Raw genomic sequence first — 22,962 nt, forward strand, 5'->3', positions numbered from 1 at the left:
CCGCCATTCACGTTAATTTTGTGCCGTGCCTGATTGCATGCTTACCGGCATGTTAACGGTACTCGTACAACTCGATCTGACGAACAGCCTGAGGCCATGCCGCGACCGTGCCCGAGCCGGCTGCAGGACGCGTGCATCGATCGGCAACGATATTTTTAGGAATGGCCGCGGATGCGCTTGCGTCCGGTGATCATCGCGCGGACCAGGCTCTCGCGCTGGAGTAGCCCCATCAGCACCACGCCCACGACGTGGACCACGACCAGGACGATGACCGCATCCGATGAATAATGGTGGGTGTCTTCGACCCACCAGACGCCGAAGAAGGTGGTGGTGACCGACATCGCTCCCGTGATCGTCGAGACGGCGAGCGCAGCCAGCAGCGCCACCAGCATCAAGGTGCCGGCGGGATTAAGCCCGATGTAGCGGCCGGTGATGCCGCGGCGCAGATTCCAGAGATAGCTTGGCGCCGCCCGAAGCCTTACGCCGACCATCCGGAAGCGCGAATAGCGGCTTCCCAGGAAGCCCCAGACCAGGCGAAAGGCGAGAAGTCCGAGCACCGCATAGCCGACGATGCGGTGAGTTCGGTCATAGACGGTGGGCGTGAACCACGCGGCCAGAACGCTAGCCGCGAGTGCCCAGTGCCAGAGGCGCAGCGGGAGGTCCCAGACCGCGACCGTCCGCGAAGCGGTTCGATCCGCGGGGGTCCGGTCGGACCCCCCGCGCGCTTTTGGCATCGCTTCTTCGATCAAGCGAAGACCATCCTCAAGCCTTGTTTTGCGCGGATCAATTCGCGCGGTCTACTTGGCGATCGTGTGCTTCAGGCTGAGATCTTCGGGGCTGTAGAACAGCTCGTAAAGCTTGCCTTCCTTGACGCCGTAGACCTCATAGCAGGAGCCTTCGATCTTGGAGCGCCGCACCTCGTAGCCGAGTGCCTTGGCCTTGGCTTCGGCCTCGCTGGCCGGCTTCCACGACGCCTTGTCGAGCTTGGTGCAATCCTTGAAACCGTCGGCCATGGCGGCCGACCCCATGCCCATTCCAACCGTCAGTGCAATGGCAACAACACGAATGACCTTCACGAACGTCTCCTCCTCTGTCGTGCGCGCTACGCGAGCCGCGAAGCCGGACTGAAGGAAGCAAAGGTGATGGTGAAGTCAATCGGGTACGGGGCCAATTGGATTTAGAGTTCTTCTAACGACCGGCAAAAGATCAGTGCTGTCCGCAGGCAGCCCGCATTCGCAGTGGCGCTGCGGCCTTACGCCTCACGGCCGGGATGAACGGCCGACTTCGCCAATTGCGCTAGGCCGCACTTCGCATTCCCGGTGAGTGGCGCTGCAGCCAGTCCGCCCAGCGGAGACGACCGCGCACGCCCTGGCTGACGGCAAAGCCCATGCCGCTTTCGCCTCCGCCGGGACGCATCCATGCGTCGCTCGTCGACGCTCAGTAGCCGGCGACCGTCATCGCCACGACGGCGCTGAGCGCCATCCAGCCGAAATGCCGGCCTCGCGTGGCCCAGGCATTGGCGAAGGCGGCGAAGCCGAGCACGCAGGCGAGCGTGATGACGATCCAGTGCCGCGCCGACTCGGACGCCATCCAGGGAGTCGCGAGCAGCAACACGCCGCCGCCGATCCACGCCACGGTCGAAGTCTGCCAGACCAGGCGGATCAGGGTGCGGAGCCGTTCCGGCTCGATGCGGGCACGGGCGAAGACCTTGGTCTCGCCGAGGACGCCATGAATGAGGGCTACGGCGATGGTGGCGAGGCCGGCGCATTCCAGCAGGAGATCACGCATCATCATCTCTCCATACAGTTATGTATGGAGACGTAGGCGCTGGCCTGCGGCCTGTCAACACACTAGTGTATGGTTGGCCCCCGGGAACCCGACATGACCGAACAGCTCTCCGCCGACGACTGGATCAAGGAAGGTCTCAAGGCGCTCGCCAAAAGCGGCTTCACCGCGCTCAAGGCCGATCCGCTGGCAAAATCCATGGGCGTGTCGCGCGGCAGCTTCTATTGGCATTTCGCCGATCTCGGCGCGTTCCAGGCCACCGTGCTGAAGCGCTGGCGCGAGATCGCGGCCGAGCAGATCATCGCCGACGTCGAAGCCGCCGGCGACGACCCGCTCAAGGCGCTGCTACGGAGGTCGTTCGGTGCGCGGCTCGAGCTCGAACGCGCGGTGCGCAATTGGGCGGCCTTCGATGCGGCCGCGCAAGGGGCCGTGCGCGCGATCGACCGCCGCCGGCTCGACTATATCGAGGGGCTGCTGGAAAAACGCGGGCTCACCCCGGCAACCGCGCAGGCCCGGGCGCAGATCCTGTATTGGACATTCCTCGGCTTCGCCCTGTCAGGCGCGCCGGTGCCGGCAGCACGGCTGCAGTCCCTGCTCGACGAGGTCTTGACGATGGTATCCGCGTAGATTTTTTATCTTGACGCATTTTCTTTGCGCAACCGGTAACCTACTGCGCCGGAAAACGCTTTGGCAGCCGCGATGGGCGGGCGCGGATTTCTGTGCTAGAGGCAACCGATTGCCGGAGACTCCAATGAACGCGTCCACCGAACGTCCTGAAGCCAGCGTCGATCCCAAACTGCTGGAAATTCTCGTCTGCCCGCTGACCAAGGGCGCGCTGGAGTTTGATTCTGCAAAGCAGGAGCTGATCTCGCGCAGCGCCAAGCTGGCTTATCCAATCCGTGACGGCATCCCGATCATGCTGCCGGAAGAGGCGCGCAAGATCGATTGATGATGGGCGGGTAGCCCGTTGTTGCGCGATGACCGCGCGACACACTCGGTGTCGTCCTCGCGAACGCGGGGAACCATAACCACAGGGAGCGGTTGCGAGCGAAGTGACAACTCCGAGTCTTCGCCAAACCACTCCCTGTGGTTATGGGTCCCGGATCTGCGCTTCGCTTGTCCGGGACGACAGCGGAGATTAGCGCCAGCGCCCCTTACAACGCCTCGCCCTTCAGCAGCCGCGGCACCTCGCCCGTCAATCCCGCGGCCTGGCGGATGAAGAGGTTCTTCAGCGGCGGGGCGCGATCGACGAGGCCGAGGCCGATGTCGCGGACGGTGCGCAGCAGCGTCGACTGGTTGGAGAACAGGAAGTTCAGCGAGTTGGTGGCAACGCCCATCGCCATGGTGTCGAAACGGCGCCAGCGTTGGTAGCGCTCGAGCACGTCGGCGGCGCCGAGATCCATGCCGAGCCGCGCGGCATCGACCACGACCTCGGCCAGCGCCGCGACATCCTTCAGGCCCATGTTGAGGCCCTGGCCCGCAATGGGGTGGATGACATGGGCGGCATCGCCGACCAGCGCGAGGCGGGTGGCGATGAAGGAGCGCGCGACGAAATAGGACAGCGGAAAGGCGCGCGGCTTGTCGAGCGCCTTCACTTCGCCGAGATGCAGGCCAAAACGCTGCTCGAGCTCGGCGTGAAACTCTTCGTCGCTGAGAGCAATGATCCGCGCGGCCTCAGCTCGCCGCTCGGTCCATACCAGCGACGAGCGTTTTCCCGACAGCGGCAGGATCGCGAACGGGCCCGCCGGCAAAAAATGCTCTTCGGCGCGGCCCTCGTGATCGCGCTCATGGCCGACCGTGACGACGATGCCGGATTGGTCATACTCCCAGCCATGGGTGGCGATGCCGGCGCGCTCGCGCAGCTTTGACCTTGCGCCATCGGCGGCAACCAGCAGGCTGGCCGCGATGACGCTGCCGTCCCCGAGCGTCACGTCGATGCCCTCGGTGCGCGCATCGTAGGATGCGACCGTGGTGGCGCGCAGATCGATGCCCTCGGCCTCGGCACGCACCACCAGCGCATCGATCAGGCGGCGGTTCTCGACCATATGCGCGAAGGGCTCGCCCGGCGCGACATCGCCGGCAAAATTGAGGAAGACCGGACGGGTGGCATCCTCCAGCTTGGAATCGGTGACGACCATGTCGAGGATCGGCTGCGTTTCGCTCCTGACGTCGTCCCAGGCGCCGATCGCCTCGAACAGGCGGCGGCAGGCGGCCACAATGGCGGTGGCGCGGGGGTCGCGGCTTGGCCGGGTGGCGAGCGCGGGATCGGCGACGATGACGGGAATCTCGGGCCCGAGCCCCTGTCGCAGCGCCAGGGCTAGCGCAAGCCCTGCAAACGCGCCGCCACCAATGACAATGCTACCCTGTACCGACATACCCAAATTCCCGATCAAATCCTGGTCTTGCTAGCAGACTTGAGGTGGGCGAAACAGTGCGGTGAAACAAGGGCGGAACGGCCCCATTGTGTCATTCCGGAGCATCCGCCCCGGAACGACGGCGAGAAAGCTCACTCCATGTCCAAAAGCCTGATCGACCTCATTTCGATCCTCGATCTCGAGCAACTCGAGGTGAATCTGTTCCGCGGCAACAGCCCGAAGACCAGCTGGCAGCGGGTGTTCGGCGGCCAGGTGATCGGGCAGGCGATGGTCGCGGCCTGCCGCACGGTCGAGGGCCGGCTGCCGCATTCGCTGCACTGCTATTTCGTCCTGCCGGGCGATCCGCAGATCCCGATCATCTACCAGGTCGAACGCCTGCGCGACGGCAAGAGCTATTCGACCCGCCGCGTCACCGCGATCCAGCACGGCAACGCGATCTTCTCGATCATGGTGTCGTTCCACGCCGAAGAGGAGAGTGCGTTCGACCATCAGGACAAGATGCCCGACGTGCCGCCGCCGGAGAAGCTCACGGCGGAGGAGGTGGCGAAGCAGCCGATGTTCAAGGAGATGCCGGAGTTCATCCGCCGCTACTATGAATCCGATCGTCCGATCGAGTTGCGCCCGGTCGAGCTCGGTCGCTATTTCGGCCAGAAGATCGACGACGGCCGCATTCACGTCTGGATCAAGACCGCCGCGAAGCTGCCCGACGATCCAGCGCTACACATGTGCGCGCTCGCCTACGCCTCGGACTTCTCGCTGCTGGACGCGATCATGGCACGCTATGGCCGCACGCTGTTCGACAAGCGCATGATGCCCGCCAGCCTCGACCATGCGATGTGGTTTCATCGCCCGTTCCGCGCCGACGAGTGGCTGCTCTACGCACAGGATTCGCCGAGCGCGCGCGGCGGCCGCGGCCTGACCCGCGGCTCGATCTTCAAGCCGGACGGTACGCTGGTCGCCTCCGTCGCGCAGGAAGGCTCCGTGCGCGAACGCAAATCCTAAGCCGTTGCCCTCGCGCGCTCGACGAGCTCGAACTGCGCCATGGTCCACGTGAAGTACCAGCGCAGCAGCCACGGAATCGGAATGATCAGAAGGCAGCCGAAGCCGAATGCGAGGGTTCGCCACAATAGCTGAAGGCCCGTGCCGACGAATATCATCTCGCGCCGCGTTCCCGCGATGTTTCGGCAAATCCAGCGCATCCATGCGGCCATGACCCAGGCCCAGCCGATGATCGTGAACATGGCGAGGAACATCAGGAGCTGCCAGCCGATGAAGGCCCAGGGGCTCCCGTCGAACGTCATCGGAATCGGCTGACCGTTCGAGCTGAGATTGGCAATCACCCAGCGCATGACCATCCAGGACAGGAAGGCCTGGAGCGGAATCGTCGCAAGCTGAAAGAGGCCGTGGACGAGACCCACATAGCCCGCCAGCGCAAGCGCGACGAAGACGTACCAGATATCGCCGACCTGTCCGGTGAAGCCGATGTTCGGCCGCTGCGGAACGTGGACGCGCGGGAAGAGCCAGCGGTAGTAGCCGGTGGCGATCCAGGGAGCCGGCACCACGACGGCGTTGCCGACCACCAGCAGGATGCACCATCCCAGGAACGGCCACAGCGGCAGGTCCACCGACAGCCGGCCTCGCGCGTCGCCGCTCGAAGCCACCGCCGGTGATGCGCCGGGCACGAGACCGGGGACCGCGCCGGCCTTCTGCCAGCCGGTCATCCCCTCGGCCCAGACCAGCGTATCCGATCGCACGATTCCCCGCGCGATCAGATCGCGAAACTGCGCCTCCGGAAACGGACCCTTCTGCTGGCCTTCAGATGCGTGAACCAGATTCGATTGGACATCCTGGTTGCTCGCTACCGAAAGCCAGCAGCCGTTACATGCGCGACTGCGCGCCCCGCGGAGCGAGCTCGGTCTGCGACGCGAACCAGTTCATGATCCAGCGATACACCCACGGAATCGGGATGATCAGGCTGCACAGGATCGCAGCCACGATGCCGCGCCAGAGGATGTCGAGACCGCTGCCCTTGAACACGATCTCGCGCCGCGTGCCTTCGATGCTGCGGCAGAACCAGCGCATCTGGGCCGCGGCAACCCAGGCCCAACCGATGACGGTGATGATGGAGATCGCAAACAGCAGGTTCCAGCCGATATAGGCCCAGACCGAACCGGTAAAGCTGAGACCGAGCGGCTGCCCGTTGGAAGCAAGGTTTGCGATCATCCATTTGATCAGCAGCCAGTAGAGCACGATCTGGACGATGAACAGCAGATTGGAGAGCAGCTGGCTGCCGACGAAGCCGAGCGCGATCGCCAGAACGATGAAGCCGAAGAACCAGGGCACCAGCGTCATCGCGTTGCCGGTGAAGCTGAGATTGGGCCGTCCGGGAACCTTGATGCAGGGCACGATCCATTTCGTGTACCAGACGAACAGCCACGGCACCGGGATGACGAAGCACGAGCCGATCACGAGCACGAGCGTGCGCCAGGTGAACTCGAGAATGCTGAAATCGACCGACAGCGACCCTCCGCCTCCGCCGCCGGCATAGCCACCGGAGCCCATCATCGGCGGGCCGCCGGCCGGGATCATCGGGGGCGCACCACCGCCGCCGATCAGGCCGGGTATTTCGACAGCCTTCTGCCAGCCAGCCATGCCTTCGGACCACACCAGCGTGTCCGGACGCACGACGCCCTGGGCGACGAGATCGCGGAATTGCCCTTCCGGAAAGGGCCCCTGCTGCTTGCCCTCGGATGCGTAGAACCAACTCGCCATGAAGCGTCCCCCTCAAACATACGTTTGTACCGGCCGGGACGCTTGGGTTCACCGCATCCATGCCAAAAATGCATTGTGAAGGATGAACGGCTGCCCTGTACAGAGGCGGCCGTTCACATGGCCGCCCTTGGCCAAACGTTTTTCCGCTTCAGTCTGCAACTTTTTTATGCCATTTGCCCGGAAAGATGCCAGATTGACGCTGCGCCGGGGACATACGGCGCGGCGCATCCCGGGGAATAGGCCTGACCATGAAACTCGTCGTCGCGATCATCAAACCCTTCAAGCTCGATGAGGTCCGCCAGGCCCTGACGGCGATCGGCGTCCACGGCATGACCGTGACCGAGGTGAAGGGTTATGGCCGGCAGAAGGGCCACACCGAGATCTATCGCGGCGCCGAATATGTCGTGAACTTCCTCCCGAAGCTGCGCATCGAGATCGCGGTCGCCTCCGACGTCGCCGACAAGGCGGTCGCCGTGATCACCTCGACCGCGCGCACCGGGCAGATCGGCGACGGCAAGATCTTCGTCACGCCGATCGACCACGCGCTGCGCATCCGTACCGGCGAAACCGACAGCGACGCGCTCTAGATCTTTGTTTTGACGCGTTTTCCCGGCGCGAAGCGGTATCCGCTTCGCTCGAAAACGCCCTGATACATCTTCTTCGATCGCGCCGGGCAAAGACGCCACAGCGTGCGACGTAGTTCTATGCTGGGGGGAACGACATGGCGGGATATTTGCGCCGCGCAGCTGCCATGGCTGCGCCGATCGGACTTGTGTCGATCATGGCTTCGCCGGCGCGCGCCGCGGCCTCCGAGATCAACACCGCTGACACCGCCTGGATGATCGTCGCCACCGCGCTGGTGCTGATGATGACGATCCCGGGGCTCGCGCTGTTCTATTCCGGCATGGTGCGCAAGAAGAACGTGCTCGCCACCATGGCGCAAAGCCTCGCCGCGGTGACGATCATCTCCATTCTCTGGGTCGCGTTCGGCTATTCGCTGTGCTTCGTTGGCGACGGCCCGTGGATCGGCACGCTCGACCGCTGGTTTCTCGCCGGCATGACCATGGACAGCGTCAACCCGGCGGCGAAGTCCATTCCGGAATCGCTGTTCATGCTGTACCAGATGACGTTTGCCATCATCACGGTGGCGCTGGTCGCGGGCTCGGTCGCCGACCGGATGCGGTTCTCCGCCTATCTCCTGTTCTCCGTCGCCTGGTTCATCTTCGTCTACATTCCGCTGGCGCATTGGGTGTGGGGCGGCGGCTTCCTCAATAGCATGGGCGTCTTGGATTTCGCCGGCGGCCTCGTGGTGCATCTGTCGGCCGGCACCGCTGGCCTCGTCGCCGCCAAGGTGATGGGGCGCCGTCACGGCTACGGCTCCGAAAATCTCTCGCCGTTCGATCTTTCGCTCGCGGTGATGGGCACCGGCCTGTTGTGGGTCGGCTGGTTCGGCTTCAACGGCGGCTCGGCGGGCGCGGCCAATTCACGCGCGGTGATGGCGATCATCGCCACCCATCTTGCCGCCTGCGCCGGTGCGCTGACCTGGGGCGCGATCGAATGGTCGACACGGCGCAAGCCCTCCGTGCTCGGCATGATCTCCGGCGCGGTTGCCGGGCTCGGCACCATCACGCCGGCCTCCGGATTCGTGGCGCCCTGGCACGGCATCGTCATCGGCATCATTGCCGGTGCGATTTGCTATTGGGCCTGCACCTGGCTGAAGCACCGCTTCAACTATGACGATTCGCTCGACGTGTTCGGCGTCCACGGCATCGGCGGCCTGACCGGGACCCTGCTCGCCGGCGTGTTTGCAACCAGCGCCATCGGCGGCACCGCCGGCCTGCTGGAGGGTCACCCGCAGCAGTTCCTGATCCAGTTCTATGGCGTCGCCGTCACCTTCGTCTGGTCGGCTGGCGTGAGCTTCATCCTGCTCAAGCTGGTCGGCCTGTTCGTGCCCTTGCGCGTATCCCGTGAGCACGAGCTCGAGGGGCTCGATATTTCGCAGCACGGCGAAGCCCTGCAATAAGCGTCGGCGCTACGTAATTACCTCTGAGCTGCCCGACGCATGAGCAATATTGTGTCGGCAGCCTGTCATGCTCGCATTTTGAGCAGGCCTGACCACGTTTTGGGCGCGACGGAATAGCGCACTGCACAGCAATGCCCGTCCACCGCGAAAACACCCGTTTTCATAGTCCGTTAGGTACCGCGCCCGATCTGGCACGGCATTTGATTCTACGGGTCCAGGCTGTGCCCGCGTAGTGAACTTTCTCCCTCGTGGCGAACCAGTCGAGAACGCCCGGCCACGTCCGGACCGGGCCCAAGCGGGGATAGGACCCATGAAAATTGTTATGGCGATTATCAAGCCATTCAAGCTGGAAGAAGTCCGTGACGCCCTGACCGCCATCGGCGTTCACGGTCTCACGGTGACGGAAGTCAAGGGATATGGCCGCCAGAAGGGCCATACGGAAATCTATCGCGGCGCCGAATATGCCGTGAGCTTCCTGCCCAAGATCAAGATCGAGGTCGCTGTCGCCTCCGACCAGGTCGACAAGACCATCGACGCCATCACGTCCGCCGCGAAAACCGGACAGATCGGCGACGGCAAGATCTTCGTCATCAACCTCGACCACGCGGTGCGCATCCGCACCGGCGAGGCCGATGCCGCGGCCCTTTGATTTCGCGCTCAACCTTTATCCAATCAGGAGTGAATAATATGACGTTCAAGCGTCCCTATGGCGCGGGATTGGCGGCTCTCGCAGTCGGCCTGTTCGCTGCGACCGCAGCCTACGCCGAGCCAACGGTCAACAAGGGAGACAACGCCTGGATGCTGACATCGACAGTGCTGGTGCTGTTGATGACCATCCCCGGCCTCGCGCTGTTCTACGGCGGTCTCGTCCGCTCCAAGAACATGCTCTCCGTCCTGATGCAGGTGTTCTACACCGTCTGCGTCGTCACCGTGATCTGGGCCGTGTACGGCTACAGCCTCACCTTCACCGGCGGTTCCGACTTCATCGGCGGCTTCTCCAAGGCCTTCATGATGGGCGTCACCACCGATACGAAGGCCGCGACCTTCTCGGTCGACGCCAACATCTCGGAGCTCATCTATGTGTGCTTCCAGATGACCTTCGCGGCGATCACGCCCGCCCTCATCGTCGGCGCCTTCGCCGAGCGCATGAAGTTCTCGGCGATCGCCCTGTTCATCCCGCTCTGGGTCACGCTGATCTATTTCCCGATCGCGCACATGGTCTGGTACTGGCAGGGTCCGGACCTGATCCAGGATGCGGCCAAGGCGCTCGCTGCTGCCACTGATGCGGCCGCGAAGACCGCGGCGCAGGCCAAGCTCGACGAGCTCAACGCCGACGCCGGCTGGATCTTCAAGAAGGGCGCGATCGACTTCGCGGGCGGCACCGTGGTGCACATCAACGCCGGCATCGCAGGCCTCATCGGCGCTCTCCTGATCGGCAAGCGCGTCGGCTACGGCAAGGAGCTGATGGCCCCGCACTCGCTGACCATGTCGATGATCGGCGCCTCGCTGCTCTGGGTCGGCTGGTTCGGCTTCAACGCCGGCTCCAACCTGGAAGCCAACGGCGGCGCTGCGCTCGCCATGACCAACTCCTTCGTCGCCACCGCAGCCGCCGCGCTGTCGTGGATGTTCGCGGAGTGGATCATCAAGGGTCACCCGTCGGTGCTCGGCGTCATCTCCGGCGCGGTCGCGGGCCTCGTGGCGGTCACCCCTGCGGCCGGCTACTCCGGCGTCATGGGCGCGATCGTCCTCGGCCTCATCGTCGGCGTAGTCTGCCTGTTCTTCTGCACCGTCGTGAAGAACGCGCTCGGCTACGATGACAGCCTCGACGTGTTCGGCGTGCACTGCGTCGGCGGCATCGTCGGCGCCATCGGCACCGGCATTCTCGTCAACCCCGCCCTCGGTGGCGCTGGCGTCATGGACTACACCGCGATCCCGCCGAAGGTCGGCGACTACGACTTCGCGGCGCAGATGATCGCCCAGCTCTGGGGCGTTGGCACCACGCTGGTGTGGTCGGGCATCGGCTCGGCGATCCTCTACAAGGTCGTCGACGTGATCGTTGGCCTGCGGACCAACGTCGAGAGCGAGCGTGAAGGCCTCGACATCACCGAGCACACCGAGCGCGCCTACAACATGTAAGTCTCCTCCCGGGCGCGGTCTCCCCGGAGATCGCGCTCAGAACTACGGTTCGGGCACATACCCGGCAATGCCCTGACCGTTGAGGGGCTCCAGCGCAAGTTGGAGCCCCTTTCTTTTTGGGCGGGGTGCTTTGATTTCGCAGCGAAGAAAAGGATTGCCATTCCGCACCGGCGGCGCAGAAATATCGACCACAAGAAACAATAATCGGGGAGGTCGTCATGCGTTTGGAAGGCGGATGCTATTGCGGCGAAGTGCGCTACGTGGCCGAAGGTGATCCGATGATGCAGGCCCAGTGCCATTGCCGCGAGTGCCAGTACATCTCGGGCGGCGCGCCCAACACCTTCATCGCGATGCCGGTGGCCGGCTTCAGCTACATCCTGGGGCAGCCCAAGCAGTTCACGCGCAAGGATCTCGAACGCGCCGTCACGCGCGAATTCTGCGCCGAATGCGGCACGCATCTGGTGACCAGGGCTCCCGGGCTGCCAGCCGCGATCCTGAAGGTCGGCACGCTGGACGAGCCAAAGCAATTCCAGCCGCAGATGGCGATCTACACCTGCGACATGCAGGAGTCTCATGCGATCCCGGCGGGGATGGCAACGTTCGAGAAGCTTCCGGGGCATTGAGGCGCCCGACTTGCGAAGCTCGTCATGGCCGGGCTTGGCTCGGGCATCCACGTTCTTCGACGCGGCAGCAAACAGACCGTGGATGGCCGGGACAAGCCCGGCCACGCGCCCCCCGAGCGGCCTCGCATCCCGTTGTTATCCGGCCTCATTATTCCTGCTCTGGACGGAGGCGGCGGCCGATGGTTAATCGCGTCTTAACCTCGCCCTATCTATGGTGAACTGAACCGCTTCCCGCCGGTGCCTTCGCGCGACCGGCTGTTCCAAGAGTGCTGGCGCCCAGAATGGTCATGACCGCTTCATCCCGTGCGCCGCTGGAAGGTGGAAGCCTAGACACCGAACGCTCGCCCTTCGTCCGGCTCAACGAGCTGCTGGCGCCGCATCAACCCGGCAAGCCCTTGATTTCGCTCGCGGTCGGCGAGCCCCAGCATCCGGTGCCTGACTTCGTCGGCCCGGTGCTGGCCAAGCATATCGCCGATTTCGGCCGCTACCCGATGAACCAGGGCACCGAGCCGTTCCGCCAAGCCGCGAGCAGCTGGCTATCGTCGCGCTTCAAGCTGCCGCGGCCGCTCGACCCCAAGGGCGAGATTCTCGTCCTCAATGGCAGCCGCGAAGGGCTGTTCCTCGCCGCGATCGCGGCCGTCCGCTATGTCGGCCCGCGCCCCGGCAAACCGGCGATCCTGATGCCGAATCCGTTCTATCCGGTCTATGGCGCCGGCGCGGGTGCCGCAGCTTGCGAGCCGGTCTATCTGCCGACCACCGTCGAGAACGGCTTCCTGCCTGACCTCGACGCCATCGACGAGGCGACGCTGGCACGCACGGTGGCGTTCTATCTGGCCTCGCCCGCCAATCCGCAGGGCTCGGTCGCCTCGCGTGACTACTTCACGCGGCTGAAGAGCCTCGCCGATCGCTATGGCTTCATGATCCTCAGCGACGAGTGCTATTCGGAGATCTACACCCGCGAAGCACCGGGCAGTGCGCTCGAATGCGCCGGCCCCGATTTCACCCGCGTGGCTGCGTTCCAGTCGTTGTCGAAGCGCTCAAATCTTCCGGGCCTGCGCGTCGGCTTCGCCGCCGGCGACAAGAAGTTCATCGGCATGTTCCTGGAGCTGCGCAACATCGCCGCGCCGCAGGTGCCGGTGCCGCTCCAGCACGTCGCGACCTTTGCCTATGGCGACGAGGCGCATGTCGAGGAGAACCGCAGGCTCTACCGGATCAAGTTCGATCTCGCCGACCAGATCATCGGTAACCGCTACGGCTACCGACGGCCCGACGCCGGCTTTTGCGTCTGGCTCAACACGTCCGAGATCGGTGACGACGTGTCGGTGTGTCTGAAATTGTTCAAGGAAGCAGGCGTGCGCGTGGTGCCCGGCAGCTTTTTGGCGCGGCAGCAGCCCGACGGCTTCAATCCCGGCGCAGGCTACATTCGCCTGGCGCTGGTGCAGGATGGCGAGACCACGGCGCAGGCGTTGCACCGGCTGGTCGAGACTCTGGGTTAGGTGGGGCCCATGAGCATGTCGACAATCGAACGTGTCATTCCACTGGTCGGCCATCTGCCGCCCTCGATCCGCGAGGGGCTGGCTCGGCGCGTGCGCGAGCTCACCGGCTTCGGCCTGATCGCGTTGTCGGGCGTTGCCTCGGCAGCGCTGATGACCTGGTCGGTGCAGGACCCCAGCCTGAGCCACGCGACCTCAAGGCCGATCCGCAACATTCTCGGTTATGCCGGCGCGATCGGCGCCGACCTTGCGATGCAGATCCTCGGGCTCGGCGCCATCATGCTGGTTCTGACCGTCGCGGTCTGGGGCTGGCGCATGATGACCCACCGCGCATTCGACCGCGAGGCGCTGCGGCTCGGCTCCTGGATTCTCTGCACGGTGATCGCGGCAGGCTTCGTCAGCTGCTGGCCGCATGGCGGCGCATGGCCGCTGCCGACCGGCCTCGGCGGCGTGGTCGGCGATGCGCTCGTGCGCGCGCCCGCAGTGATTTTCGGGCCGGCCGGCACGATCTATCGCGTGGTGCTGGGCACGATCCTGTTTGCCGCGATGGCCGCGACCTTCCTGATCGCATGCGGTCTTGGCGCCCGCGAGCACGACGACGAGCTCTCGGAGATCGAGGACGACGACAAGCCGCTCGACGAGGACGAGGAGAACGATCGGGGCTCTGTGTCGCTGGGCTGGCTGTTCCATGCCCTGATGAGCACGAAGGCGCGGCTGATCTGGCTCTGTGGTGCCGCTTACCGCTCGCTGGTCTCGAGCGGCCCGAAGACCAAGGCCGTGGCGTTCAGCCGCCAAGAGCCGAATCTGGGCGGCGGCCGCGCCGCGCCCTCGATCTCGCCGCAGTCCGAGGACGAGGACGACGAGGATCAGCACGAGGAAGAGGAAGAAGACGAGGAGGAAGAGGAGGAGCCCGCCGCGCGCGCCCCGCGCAAGAAGGCTGCCCCGAAGGCTGCTGCCAAGAAATCCTCCGACAAGTTCGAGCTTCCGTCCGTCTCCGTGCTGGCCGCGCCAAAGGCCGGCGATCGCCAGCCGCTCAGCAAGGCCGAGCTGGAAGCCAATTCCCGTTCACTCGAAGGCGTGCTCCAGGACTTTGGCGTGCGCGGCGAAATCGTCAAAGCCAATCCGGGCCCCGTGGTCACGCTGTACGAGCTGGAGCCGGCGCCCGGCATCAAATCGTCGCGCGTGATCGGACTCGCCGACGACATCGCGCGGTCGATGAGTGCGCTGTCGGCGCGCGTCGCCGTGGTGCCCGGCCGCAACGCCATCGGCATCGAGCTGCCGAACGCGCATCGCGAAAAGGTCTATTTGCGCGAGCTGCTGATCGCCAAGGAAGCCACCGAAACGGTGGCGAAGCTGCCGCTCTGCCTCGGCAAGACCATCGGCGGCGATCCTGTGATCATCGACCTCGCGCGCACGCCGCACATGCTGATCGCCGGCACCACCGGCTCCGGCAAATCGGTCGCCATCAACACCATGATCCTCAGCCTGGTCTACCGGCTGCGCCCGGACCAGTGCCGCCTGATCATGGTCGATCCGAAGATGCTCGAACTCTCCGTCTATGACGGCATTCCCCATCTGCTCACGCCCGTCGTGACCGACCCGAAGAAGGCGGTGGTCGCGCTGAAATGGGCCGTGCGCGAGATGGAAGAGCGCTACAAGAACATGGCCAAGCTCGGTGTGCGCAACATCGACGGCTACAACACGCGCCTGCTCGAATTGAAGGCCAAGGGCGAAGAGCCGACGCGCACCGTGCATACCGGCTTCGACAAGGAAACCGGCAAGGCGATCTACGAGGAAGAGAAGCTCTCGCTCGACCCGCTGCCCTACATCGTCATCATCGTCGACGAAATGGCCGACCTGATGATGGTCGCCGGCAAGGACATCGAAGGCGCGGTGCAGCGCCTCGCGCAGATGGCGCGCGCCGCCGGCCTACACGTGATCCTCGCGACGCAGCGTCCGTCGGTCGACGTCATCACCGGCACCATCAAGGCGAACTTCCCGACCCGCATCGCTTTCCAGGTGACGTCCAAGATCGACAGCCGCACCATTTTGGGCGAGATGGGCGCCGAGCAGCTGCTCGGCCAGGGCGACATGCTCTACATGGCCGGTGGCGGCCGCATCAGCCGTGTGCACGGACCCTTCGCCTCCGACGAGGAAGTCGAGAAGGTGGTGCGTCACCTCAAGACGCAGGGCCAGCCGGAATATCTCGAGGCCGTCACGGCCGAAGAGCCCACCGAGGACGAGGACGGTGCGGTGTTCGACGCCACCGGCATGGGTGGCGATGGCGGCGGCGACCTCTTCCAGCAGGCCGTTGCGATCGTCAAACGCGACCGCAAGGCCTCGACCAGCTACATCCAGCGGCGCCTGCAGATCGGCTATAACCGCGCCGCATCCTTGATGGAGCGCATGGAACTGGAAGGCATCGTCGGACCCGCCAACCACGCCGGCAAGCGCGAGATTCTGGTCGAGGAAGAAGACAGCCATATGTGAGGCAGCCGCCTCCAGACATCATTTCACGCGAAATCGTTATCTGCTTTTGCCCGAAATCACGCTAAAAGACGCCCAGCCACATTAGGACGACGCGTTGATCAGACATCCGGACATTCGATTCGCTGCCACCATCGCTGCGCGAGGCGCGCGCGTGGCCGGCGTGCTTCTCGTCACCGCTGCGATGGTGACGGCGTCCTCGTTCGCGCAGAACGTTCCGGTGCCGAAACCCGCGCCGAAGGGCCGCGACGGCGGAGCGTCCCCCGGCGGGCCCGCAGTCACCGGAGCGACTCAGACGCCGCCGAATCCGGTGATCCCGGATCCGCGCCGCAACGTGCCGAGCAGCATCTTCCAGACCTTCGATGCCAACCAGAAGGCGCAGGCGGCCAAGGTCAGTGCCTATTTGTCGTCGCTGTCGACGCTGGTCGGGAATTTCGTCCAGGTCGGTCCCGACGGCAGCAAGACGCAAGGCGATTTCTACATCCAGAAACCTGGCAAGGTGCGCTTCGAATATGACGCGCCGAGCCCGATCGACATCGTCGCAGACGGATCCTCGCTGGTGGTGCGCGACCGCAAGCTCGCGACCCAGGACGTCTATCCGCTGTCGCAGACGCCGCTGCGTTTCCTGCTGTCGGATCGCATCGACCTGATGAAGGACACCAATGTCGTTGGCGTCTCAGCCGACGACGTCTTCGTCAGCGTCACCATCGAGGAGAAGCAGGCGCTGGTCGGCACCAGCCGCCTCCTGCTGATGTTCGGCGCCAAGGACGGCCAGTTGAAGCAGTGGACCGTCACCGATCCGCAGGGCTACGACACCACGATCGCGGTCTACAATCTGGACTCGAGCAAGAAGCTCGATCCCGGCATGTTCAAGATCGATTTCACCAATTACGGCCCGGCACCGGGTTGACGGTGCGTAGGGTGGGTTAGCCGCAGGCGTAACCCACCACCGCTGCCACCGCGCAGACCAAAGAGGTGGGTTACGCTGCGCTAACCCACCCTACGATTCCCCGCCTGTGGACAAGCATTTTCCCACGGCAATCCATGCTAAGACGCAGCCCTCATGCGTTTTTCCCTGACAACCTGGAACATCAATTCGGTGCGGCTGCGCATCGATCTGGTCGCGAAATTCCTCAAGAGCGCGCGGCCGGACGTGCTGTGCCTGCAGGAGACCAAGTGCATCGACGATGCCTTTCCGCTGAAGCGCTTCAGGCGGCTCGGCTACGAGCACGTCGCGCTGAACGGGCAGAAGGGCTATCACGGCGTCGCCATCGTCTCGAAGATTCCGTTCGAATCGACTGATATCCGCACCTTCTGCGACAAGCTGGATTCGCGTCACATCTCCGTATCGTTCGGCGAGAAGGCCAGTATCGCAAAGCCGCTGGTGGTGCATAATTTCTATGTCCCCGCCGGCGGCGACATTCCCGATCCCGCGCTGAACGAGAAGTTCGACCACAAGCTTCGCTTCCTCGACGAGATGAAGGCGTGCGAGCCGCTGCATCCGCGCGGCGAGGATCGCCACATCCTGGTCGGCGATCTCAACGTCGCCCCACACGAGAACGACGTGTGGTCGCACAAGCAGCTTCTGAAGGTGGTCTCGCACACGCCGATCGAAACCGAAAAGCTGCAGGCCGCGCTGGCCGCCGGCGAATGGGTCGACGTCGCACGCGAGCGGATTCCGATGTCGGAAAAAGTCTATACGTGGTGGAGCTACCGCTCCGCCGACTGGACCGTCGGCGACCGCGGCCGCCGGCTCGATCACATCTGGGTCTCGCGCGCGTTGAAGGATGCGGTCAGCGATTTCAGGATTCTGCGCGATGCGCGGAGCTGGGAGCGGCCGTCGGACCACGTGCCTGTCACGGTGACGCTGGAGGTGTAGCGTCTGTCATTCCAGGGCGACGAAGTCGCGCGCCCGGAATGACAGCAAGCTCACGACGTCAGCTTCGCACCCGCCATCAGGATATCGCTGGCAATCTGGCTGGAGCGCACCGCGAACTCGTCGCGCAGGCGAACCGCGGCGGCGGGGTCGCTTTCGAGCACGCGCTGAAACAGGCTGCGTGCGACGCGGATGACGGAGGAGTGCTCCAGCGCGATCGCGCTCGACGGCCGCTTCATCGGCACCACCAGCGCGAGCTCGCCGATCAACGCGCCGGGACCGGCGATCATCTCGGCGCCGGCGCCGTCATCGACCCGGAAGGCGCCGCGCTGGACCACGAAGCCGGCATCGGCGTCGTCGCCGAGATTGAACAGGGTATCGCCGCGGACGAAGTTACGCTGCTCGGAGCCGATCGCCAGCATGCGCAACGAGGCGTCTCCCAACAGGCGCAATGTCGGGACACGCTCGAGAAGCGCTACGTCGTCGTCAATTGACATTCAGATCCGAGGCTCAAAGGCATGCGATCTAAAACGATTCGCACGCCCTTCGAGCGTATCACGGCACCAGCTTGTAGCCACCGGCTTCCGTGACCAGGATTTCCGGGTTGGCGGCGTCCTTCTCGATCTTCTGGCGGAGGCGGTAGATGTGGGTTTCCAGCGTGTGGGTGGTGACGCCGGAATTATAACCCCAGACCTCCTGGAGCAGGGTCTCGCGCGAAACCGGCATCTGGCCGGCGCGGTAGAGGAAGCGGAGGATGGCGGTCTCCTTCTCCGTCAGCCGCACCTTGCGCGCATTGGCGGCGGTGAGCATCTTGGAGCCGGGCCGGAAGGAGTAGGGGCCGACCGAGAACACCGCGTCCTCGCTGGCCTCGTGCTGGCGCAGCTGGGCGCGGATGCGGGCCAGCAGGACGGCGAAACGAAAGGGCTTTGCCACATAGTCGTTGGCGCCGGATTCGAGCCCCAAAATCGTATCGGAATCGGTGTCGTGCCCGGTCAGCATGATGATCGGGGCCTTGAAGCCGCCCTTGCGCAACGAGCGGACCACCTCGCGGCCGTCGGTGTCGGGCAGGCCGACATCCATCAGCACGAGATCGGGGGCATTGGCCTTGGCGGCGCTCGCGCCCTTGGCGCCGGTATCGACGGCGGAGGCTTCGAATTCTTCGTGTAGCGATAATTGCTCCACCAACGTGTCGCGCAGATCGGTATCGTCATCCACGATCAGGATCTTGCGGGCATTGGCCATAGGGGGTCATCCTTTTGGGGTCCGGCTCGGCGCGCATCCATGCTGCACCCAGCCGTGAGGGGAAGTTTAGGGGTCGCCGTTATTATTGTTGTTCGTGTTGAAGTAGTGGGCTGTTACCGATTCACAAGCCGGAAGCACTCTAACTCAGAATAGCAGGCCGGTTTGATGAATGTCCTGTAATGAATTCGACATTGCACGTTCACATGAAAAATAAAGCAGCTTCAGTTGGTTACACCAAGAATCGAAGCGCCGGACCGCTCTCTGCGATCCGCGTTAAGCCTGCGGCCGGGAATCCGCGCCGAGGCTGGCTGACGGCGGGATCGCTGACCATACCGGTTGCGCTGGGGCGGGGCGGCATCCTGGCCAACAAGCGCGAGGGCGACGGCGGCACCCCCAGGGGCAGCTTCCGTCCCAAGCGCTTGTGGTGGCGGGGCGACCGGCACAGCCGTCCGCAGAGCTTCCTGCCGGCCCGGATCATCACCGGAGAGGACGCCTGGTGCGAGGATCCCAGGGATCGCCATTACAACCAGGGAATCCGGCTCGACGAGGGGCACGGCGGTGACCGGCTCAAGCGTGCCGACCATCTCTATGACTTCATCATCGAAATCGACCACAACACGCGACCGCGGGTCGCCGGCCGCGGCAGCGCGGTATTTTTGCACCTGGCCCGCGACAATTTCGGCCCGACCGCGGGCTGCGTCTCCATGACGAAATCTGCGATGCTGCAATTGCTGCGGCGATTGGGACCAAGAACAAGAATCATCATCGGGTGAGGACGTATGCTCGACAGGGATCAGATCGCAGCCGCCTCGCGCGTGCTCGTTCAACATTGGCGCGACGGCACCAAGCTTGACGCGCTGGAGCCGCGGTTGCGGCCACAGAGCCGCACGGAGGGCTACGCCATCCAGGCCGGGCTCGAAACATTGTCGCCCGGGACATTGTTCGGCTGGAAGATCGCGGCCACGAGCGTATCAGGACAGAAGCACATCAATGTCACGGGACCGCTCGCCGGTCGCATCATGAGCGACACCGTGATTGCCGATGGCGGGACTGCGTCGATGAAGGGCAACGAGATGCGCGTCGGCGAACCTGAATTCGCCTTCCGCATGGGACGCGATCTGGCGCCGCGTGCAACGCCCTACAGCGTCGATGAGGTGCTCGCCGCGGTCGACACCTTCCATCCTGCGATCGAGATTCCCGATTCGCGCTTTGCCGATTTCGCTGGAGCGGGCGAGGCGCAGCTGATCGCCGACAATGCCTGCGCGCATCTGTTCGTGCTGGGCGCGGCGACGACTGCGAACTGGCGTGCGATGGATCTCGTCGAGGAGCGGCCCCAGATCACGCTGCGCGGCGAGCGCTGTGTCGGCCACGGTAAGAACGTGCTCGGCGACCCCCGCGCCGCGCTCGCCTGGCTCGCCAATGAGCTGCGCGGGCTTGGACTGACCTTGCGGGCGGGGGAGGTGGTGACCACAGGCACGTGCCATCCGCCGCTGCCGATCGAGGCCGGCGATCATTTCGCGGCGGACTTTGGCGTGCTGGGGAAGGTGTCAGTGGGGTTTGTGTAAGTAGCCTCATGGTCGTCCCTGCGAACGCATGCGTTCGCAGGGACGACAACAACTACCTGTGCCCGAAGATCGCGCTGCCCACGCGTACATGTGTGGCACCCAGCATGATGGCATTGGCGAAATCCGCGCTCATGCCCATCGAGAGATTCGTCAAGCCGTTGCGCGCGGCGATCTTGGCGGTCAGCGCGAAATGCGCCGCCGGCGGCTCGTCGACCGGCGGGATGCACATCAATCCGGAGATCGTCAGCCCATAGGTGTCGCGGCAGCTGGCGAGGAAGGCGTCGGCCTCGCCGGGCGCGATGCCGGCCTTCTGCGGCTCCTCGCCGGTGTTGATCTGGACGAAGAGTTGCGGGTGCTTGTTCTGGGATTCGATTTCCTTGGCTAACGCCTGGCAAATGCTCGGACGGTCGACCGAATGGATCGCGTCGAACAGCGCGACCGCCTCTTTCGCCTTGTTGGATTGCAGCGGTCCGATCAGATGCAGCGCGATGCCCGAGTAAACAGACGTTAACGCAGGCCACTTGCCTTTGGCCTCCTGCACCCGATTCTCGCCGAATACGCGCTGTCCGGCGTCGATAACCGGGGTAATTGCATCTGCGGCGAAAGTCTTGGACACCGCGATCAGCGTCACGGAGGCGCGATCGCGTCGCGCATCCTTGCAGGCGCGGGCGATTTCGGCTTCGACCGCGGCGAGCGCGTTTGGTGAATGGCCGGTTACCGGCGCGGCGTTGGCTTCTGTCATGACGTCGCTTGGCTGTGATCCTGACCGAGGTAAGTCCAATTTTACCGAGTTCAAGAAAGAGTTTTTGAACCCTTCGCTTTACCTTGGCCAACGGGGTGGGTAGCGAAGATGGCAAGAATCAGTCTCAACCGCAAACGAGCGAAACTCAAGCAGGTTCTCGGAATCCGGGCGCGGCTTGCATTGCTCGCGGTGATTCTGGTGGCGCCCTTGATGCTCGAGCGCATCCGTTCGCTCGAAGACACCCGCACCCGGCAGATCGCGCAGGCCACGGTTGAATTCACCACCGTGGCGCGACATAGCGCCGATGCGCAGCGCGAGGTGATCTCGTCGGTCGAGACCATCCTGAAATCGGAGGCCTTTATTCGCGCCTCTGCCGGCGGCGTCAGCAAGAGCTGCGACGTGCTGCGCGCGAGCCTGCCGTCGAACCTGCCCTGGATCCGCACGCTTTTGATCGCGGGCGTAGACGGGCGCATCCAGTGCGCGACGAACAACATGTATGTCGGCCTCGACCTGAGCGACCGGCCCTACTTTCAGCAGGCCCAAACGAGCGGCCGCTTCGTGCTGAGCGATTTCATCCTGTCGCGGCCGATAGCGACGCCGACGGTGATGGCAGTTTATCCGGTGTCCGCCTTCAGCGGCGTCTCCGATGCCGTCGTCCTTGCCACGGTCAATCTCGACTGGATGTCGAAGGTCATGAGCAATCTTGGCGGCCGCGCCGGCATCACCGCCGTGCTGGTGGACAGCGCAGGCACCGTGCTGGCCGCTCCGGCCGATCAGCACAGCGCAGTCGGCCGTCCGCTCGACAACATGCCGCTAATGTCGGCCATCGCCGACAGGGCCCTTCGTTCCGACCAGGATGAAGGCTCACTGTCTTTCCTCGCCGCCGACGGCTCGCGCCGCGCGGTCAGCTACATCCGGATCTCCGGCACCAACGCCCGCCTGATCGCCAGCATCGACGAGGACAAGGTGTCCGCGGCGGTCAACCGCGACATCCGCACCGCCTATCTCCAGCTCGCTTTCGTCGTCGTGTTCGTCCTGCTCGGCGCGCTGATCGCCGCCGAAAAGCTCGTCATCAAGCCGATCGAGATGCTCGTCGACATGGCCAAGCGTCTCGGCGAGGGCGATCTGTCGGCCCGCGCGGCGCGCAATCGCCTGCCGGCCGAGTTCGTGCCGCTCGCCCGCGCGTTCAACGCGATGGCGGCGCAGCTGAGCCAGCGCGAGCGCGAGCTGATCGCGAGCAACGACCGGCTGACGGTGATGGCCTCGATCGACATGCTGTCGGGGCTCGCCAACCGTCGCGGCTTCCAGAGCCGGCTCGACTTCGAGTGGATGCGCGCGCAGCAATATGGCAGCGACCTCGCGCTGCTGATGATCGACGTCGACCATTTCAAGCTGTTCAACGACACCTATGGCCATCTCGAGGGCGATTCCTGCCTGACCAGGCTCGGCGAGTCGCTGTCCGGCATCGCCGCCGACACGATGGGCTTTGCGGCGCGCTATGGCGGCGAGGAATTCTGCCTGCTGCTGCCGAACACCGATGTGAACCGCGCCGTGGAAATCGGCGAGCTGGCCCGCGCGGCCGTGCTGAAGCTGTGCCTGCCGCACATCACCTCAGCCCACATGATCGTCACCGTCTCGATCGGCGTTGCCGCGACGAAGCCGAACGAGGCCTTGCGTCCCGGCGACCTGATCGAAGCCGCCGACGCCGCGCTCTACGCCGCAAAACACCGCGGCCGCAACAATGTCGTCGAGCACGGCGTGCAGGCGATCGAGACCGGCGCCACCGAAATGATGATGGCGGGCTGATCGTCAGCCAAGACCAACGTCGTCGTCTCCACCCCTC

At 64.5% G+C, this 22,962-nt stretch carries 24 protein-coding genes; 15 read left to right on the forward strand and 9 right to left on the reverse strand.

Annotated elements, in window-relative coordinates; all coding sequences use genetic code 11:
• Nucleotides 1-155: 155 nt before the first annotated feature.
• The 3 genes from GDN70_RS02925 to GDN70_RS02940 all read right to left on the reverse strand — a co-directional run bounded on the left by GDN70_RS02925 (nt 156) and on the right by GDN70_RS02940 (nt 1,788).
• Nucleotides 156-749, reverse strand: coding sequence for a cytochrome b/b6 domain-containing protein (locus tag GDN70_RS02925; RefSeq protein WP_173015742.1), 594 nt, complete (start codon nt 747-749; stop codon nt 156-158).
• Between the two features lie 48 nt (nt 750-797).
• Entirely contained in the window at nt 798-1,076 is a 279-nt protein-coding gene (locus GDN70_RS02930; RefSeq protein WP_018323571.1) for a PepSY domain-containing protein, read from the reverse strand.
• A gap of 361 nt (nt 1,077-1,437) precedes the next feature.
• Nucleotides 1,438-1,788 (reverse strand): hypothetical protein, encoded by a 351-nt coding sequence (locus GDN70_RS02940; RefSeq protein ID WP_152102134.1) that lies wholly within the window; start codon nt 1,786-1,788, stop codon nt 1,438-1,440.
• 93 nt (nt 1,789-1,881) lie between these two features.
• Between GDN70_RS02940 and GDN70_RS02945 the strand changes: the two genes are divergently transcribed.
• Together GDN70_RS02945 and GDN70_RS02950 are read left to right on the forward strand one after the other, a co-directional pair.
• Complete coding sequence (locus GDN70_RS02945; protein WP_028139352.1) at nt 1,882-2,412, forward strand: TetR/AcrR family transcriptional regulator; 531 nt, start codon at nt 1,882-1,884, stop codon at nt 2,410-2,412.
• Between the two features lie 124 nt (nt 2,413-2,536).
• A complete protein-coding gene (locus GDN70_RS02950) occupies nt 2,537-2,734 on the forward strand; it encodes a Trm112 family protein (RefSeq protein ID WP_152102136.1) in 198 nt (65 codons plus the stop codon).
• Between the two features lie 205 nt (nt 2,735-2,939).
• Here GDN70_RS02950 and GDN70_RS02955 read toward each other — a convergent pair whose 3' ends face one another.
• Nucleotides 2,940-4,160: a ubiquinone biosynthesis hydroxylase gene (locus GDN70_RS02955; protein WP_038973003.1), complete on the reverse strand. Its 1,221-nt coding sequence runs from the start codon at nt 4,158-4,160 to the stop codon at nt 2,940-2,942.
• Between the two features lie 138 nt (nt 4,161-4,298).
• Here GDN70_RS02955 and tesB point away from each other — a divergent pair, with 138 nt between their 5' ends.
• Nucleotides 4,299-5,162: an acyl-CoA thioesterase II gene (gene tesB, locus GDN70_RS02960; RefSeq protein ID WP_018323567.1), complete on the forward strand. Its 864-nt coding sequence runs from the start codon at nt 4,299-4,301 to the stop codon at nt 5,160-5,162.
• Here tesB and GDN70_RS02965 read toward each other — a convergent pair.
• Both GDN70_RS02965 and GDN70_RS02970 read right to left on the reverse strand, forming a co-directional pair.
• Complete coding sequence (locus GDN70_RS02965; protein ID WP_371731600.1) at nt 5,159-5,992, reverse strand: DUF4339 domain-containing protein; 834 nt, start codon at nt 5,990-5,992, stop codon at nt 5,159-5,161. The genes tesB and GDN70_RS02965 overlap by 4 nt on opposite strands.
• Before the next feature lie 46 nt (nt 5,993-6,038).
• Complete coding sequence (locus GDN70_RS02970) at nt 6,039-6,932, reverse strand: DUF4339 domain-containing protein (protein ID WP_152102137.1); 894 nt, start codon at nt 6,930-6,932, stop codon at nt 6,039-6,041.
• A 248-nt stretch (nt 6,933-7,180) separates the two neighbouring features.
• Between GDN70_RS02970 and GDN70_RS02975 the strand changes: the two genes are divergently transcribed.
• The 9 genes from GDN70_RS02975 (at nt 7,181) to xth (ending at nt 17,573) form a co-directional block, all read left to right on the forward strand.
• Nucleotides 7,181-7,519, forward strand: a complete 339-nt coding sequence (locus tag GDN70_RS02975) for a P-II family nitrogen regulator (protein ID WP_018323564.1) — start codon at nt 7,181-7,183, stop codon at nt 7,517-7,519.
• A gap of 134 nt (nt 7,520-7,653) precedes the next feature.
• On the forward strand, nt 7,654-8,955 hold the full coding sequence (locus tag GDN70_RS02980) for an ammonium transporter (protein WP_038948672.1): 1,302 nt from the start codon (nt 7,654-7,656) through the stop codon (nt 8,953-8,955).
• 310 nt (nt 8,956-9,265) lie between these two features.
• Complete coding sequence (locus GDN70_RS02985) at nt 9,266-9,604, forward strand: P-II family nitrogen regulator (protein WP_008142813.1); 339 nt, start codon at nt 9,266-9,268, stop codon at nt 9,602-9,604.
• 38 nt (nt 9,605-9,642) lie between these two features.
• Nucleotides 9,643-11,091: an ammonium transporter gene (locus GDN70_RS02990; RefSeq protein ID WP_028139358.1), complete on the forward strand. Its 1,449-nt coding sequence runs from the start codon at nt 9,643-9,645 to the stop codon at nt 11,089-11,091.
• A 218-nt stretch (nt 11,092-11,309) separates the two neighbouring features.
• The gene (locus GDN70_RS02995) at nt 11,310-11,714 is read left to right on the forward strand and encodes a GFA family protein (RefSeq protein WP_152102138.1); all 405 of its coding nucleotides are present in this window, start codon (nt 11,310-11,312) and stop codon (nt 11,712-11,714) included.
• A 281-nt stretch (nt 11,715-11,995) separates the two neighbouring features.
• Nucleotides 11,996-13,210: an aminotransferase class I/II-fold pyridoxal phosphate-dependent enzyme gene (locus GDN70_RS03000; RefSeq protein WP_028139360.1), complete on the forward strand. Its 1,215-nt coding sequence runs from the start codon at nt 11,996-11,998 to the stop codon at nt 13,208-13,210.
• Between the two features lie 9 nt (nt 13,211-13,219).
• Entirely contained in the window at nt 13,220-15,697 is a 2,478-nt protein-coding gene (locus tag GDN70_RS03005; RefSeq protein ID WP_038948671.1) for a DNA translocase FtsK, read from the forward strand.
• 151 nt (nt 15,698-15,848) lie between these two features.
• The gene (locus GDN70_RS03010) at nt 15,849-16,604 is read left to right on the forward strand and encodes an outer membrane lipoprotein carrier protein LolA (protein WP_028139362.1); all 756 of its coding nucleotides are present in this window, start codon (nt 15,849-15,851) and stop codon (nt 16,602-16,604) included.
• A gap of 153 nt (nt 16,605-16,757) precedes the next feature.
• Nucleotides 16,758-17,573: an exodeoxyribonuclease III gene (gene xth / locus GDN70_RS03015; RefSeq protein ID WP_038974763.1), complete on the forward strand. Its 816-nt coding sequence runs from the start codon at nt 16,758-16,760 to the stop codon at nt 17,571-17,573.
• Nucleotides 17,574-17,623: 50 nt separating this feature from the next.
• Here the strand turns inward: xth and GDN70_RS03020 are convergent, their stop codons facing one another.
• Nucleotides 17,624-18,067 (reverse strand): cyclic nucleotide-binding domain-containing protein, encoded by a 444-nt coding sequence (locus tag GDN70_RS03020; protein ID WP_018323556.1) that lies wholly within the window; start codon nt 18,065-18,067, stop codon nt 17,624-17,626.
• Nucleotides 18,068-18,125: 58 nt separating this feature from the next.
• Complete coding sequence (locus tag GDN70_RS03025; protein ID WP_007598630.1) at nt 18,126-18,812, reverse strand: response regulator transcription factor; 687 nt, start codon at nt 18,810-18,812, stop codon at nt 18,126-18,128.
• Nucleotides 18,813-19,015: 203 nt separating this feature from the next.
• Between GDN70_RS03025 and GDN70_RS03030 the strand changes: the two genes are divergently transcribed.
• Nucleotides 19,016-19,585 (forward strand): L,D-transpeptidase, encoded by a 570-nt coding sequence (locus GDN70_RS03030; RefSeq protein ID WP_173015743.1) that lies wholly within the window; start codon nt 19,016-19,018, stop codon nt 19,583-19,585.
• Nucleotides 19,586-19,591: 6 nt separating this feature from the next.
• A complete protein-coding gene (locus GDN70_RS03035; protein ID WP_152102140.1) occupies nt 19,592-20,377 on the forward strand; it encodes a 2-keto-4-pentenoate hydratase in 786 nt (261 codons plus the stop codon).
• A gap of 52 nt (nt 20,378-20,429) precedes the next feature.
• Here GDN70_RS03035 and GDN70_RS03040 read toward each other — a convergent pair whose 3' ends face one another.
• Nucleotides 20,430-21,119 (reverse strand): YggS family pyridoxal phosphate-dependent enzyme, encoded by a 690-nt coding sequence (locus GDN70_RS03040; protein ID WP_028139366.1) that lies wholly within the window; start codon nt 21,117-21,119, stop codon nt 20,430-20,432.
• Between the two features lie 108 nt (nt 21,120-21,227).
• On the opposite strand from GDN70_RS03040, the gene GDN70_RS03045 reads away from it, so the two are divergent.
• Entirely contained in the window at nt 21,228-22,925 is a 1,698-nt protein-coding gene (locus tag GDN70_RS03045; RefSeq protein ID WP_028139367.1) for a diguanylate cyclase domain-containing protein, read from the forward strand.
• The last annotated feature ends 37 nt before the right edge of the window (nt 22,926-22,962 follow it).

Source organism: Bradyrhizobium sp. TM102, from assembly GCF_009176685.1.
GTDB lineage: Bacteria > Pseudomonadota > Alphaproteobacteria > Rhizobiales > Xanthobacteraceae > Bradyrhizobium > Bradyrhizobium ottawaense.

Bases quoted from the DNA above. Each gene is read 5' to 3' on its own strand.
- GDN70_RS02940 (WP_152102134.1), bottom strand. From the start codon at position 1,788: ATGCGTGATCTCCTGCTGGAATGCGCCGGCCTCGCCACCATCGCCGTA.
- GDN70_RS02945 (WP_028139352.1), top strand. From the start codon at position 1,882: ATGACCGAACAGCTCTCCGCCGACGACTGGATCAAGGAAGGTCTCAAG.
- GDN70_RS02950 (WP_152102136.1), top strand. From the start codon at position 2,537: ATGAACGCGTCCACCGAACGTCCTGAAGCCAGCGTCGATCCCAAACTG.
- GDN70_RS02955 (WP_038973003.1), bottom strand. From the start codon at position 4,160: ATGTCGGTACAGGGTAGCATTGTCATTGGTGGCGGCGCGTTTGCAGGG.
- tesB (WP_018323567.1), top strand. From the start codon at position 4,299: ATGTCCAAAAGCCTGATCGACCTCATTTCGATCCTCGATCTCGAGCAA.
- GDN70_RS02970 (WP_152102137.1), bottom strand. From the start codon at position 6,932: ATGGCGAGTTGGTTCTACGCATCCGAGGGCAAGCAGCAGGGGCCCTTT.
- GDN70_RS02975 (WP_018323564.1), top strand. From the start codon at position 7,181: ATGAAACTCGTCGTCGCGATCATCAAACCCTTCAAGCTCGATGAGGTC.
- GDN70_RS02980 (WP_038948672.1), top strand. From the start codon at position 7,654: ATGGCGGGATATTTGCGCCGCGCAGCTGCCATGGCTGCGCCGATCGGA.
- GDN70_RS02985 (WP_008142813.1), top strand. From the start codon at position 9,266: ATGAAAATTGTTATGGCGATTATCAAGCCATTCAAGCTGGAAGAAGTC.
- GDN70_RS02990 (WP_028139358.1), top strand. From the start codon at position 9,643: ATGACGTTCAAGCGTCCCTATGGCGCGGGATTGGCGGCTCTCGCAGTC.
- GDN70_RS02995 (WP_152102138.1), top strand. From the start codon at position 11,310: ATGCGTTTGGAAGGCGGATGCTATTGCGGCGAAGTGCGCTACGTGGCC.
- GDN70_RS03000 (WP_028139360.1), top strand. From the start codon at position 11,996: ATGGTCATGACCGCTTCATCCCGTGCGCCGCTGGAAGGTGGAAGCCTA.
- GDN70_RS03005 (WP_038948671.1), top strand. From the start codon at position 13,220: ATGAGCATGTCGACAATCGAACGTGTCATTCCACTGGTCGGCCATCTG.
- xth (WP_038974763.1), top strand. From the start codon at position 16,758: ATGCGTTTTTCCCTGACAACCTGGAACATCAATTCGGTGCGGCTGCGC.
- GDN70_RS03020 (WP_018323556.1), bottom strand. From the start codon at position 18,067: ATGTCAATTGACGACGACGTAGCGCTTCTCGAGCGTGTCCCGACATTG.
- GDN70_RS03025 (WP_007598630.1), bottom strand. From the start codon at position 18,812: ATGGCCAATGCCCGCAAGATCCTGATCGTGGATGACGATACCGATCTG.
- GDN70_RS03030 (WP_173015743.1), top strand. From the start codon at position 19,016: ATGAAAAATAAAGCAGCTTCAGTTGGTTACACCAAGAATCGAAGCGCC.
- GDN70_RS03035 (WP_152102140.1), top strand. From the start codon at position 19,592: ATGCTCGACAGGGATCAGATCGCAGCCGCCTCGCGCGTGCTCGTTCAA.
- GDN70_RS03040 (WP_028139366.1), bottom strand. From the start codon at position 21,119: ATGACAGAAGCCAACGCCGCGCCGGTAACCGGCCATTCACCAAACGCG.
- GDN70_RS03045 (WP_028139367.1), top strand. From the start codon at position 21,228: ATGGCAAGAATCAGTCTCAACCGCAAACGAGCGAAACTCAAGCAGGTT.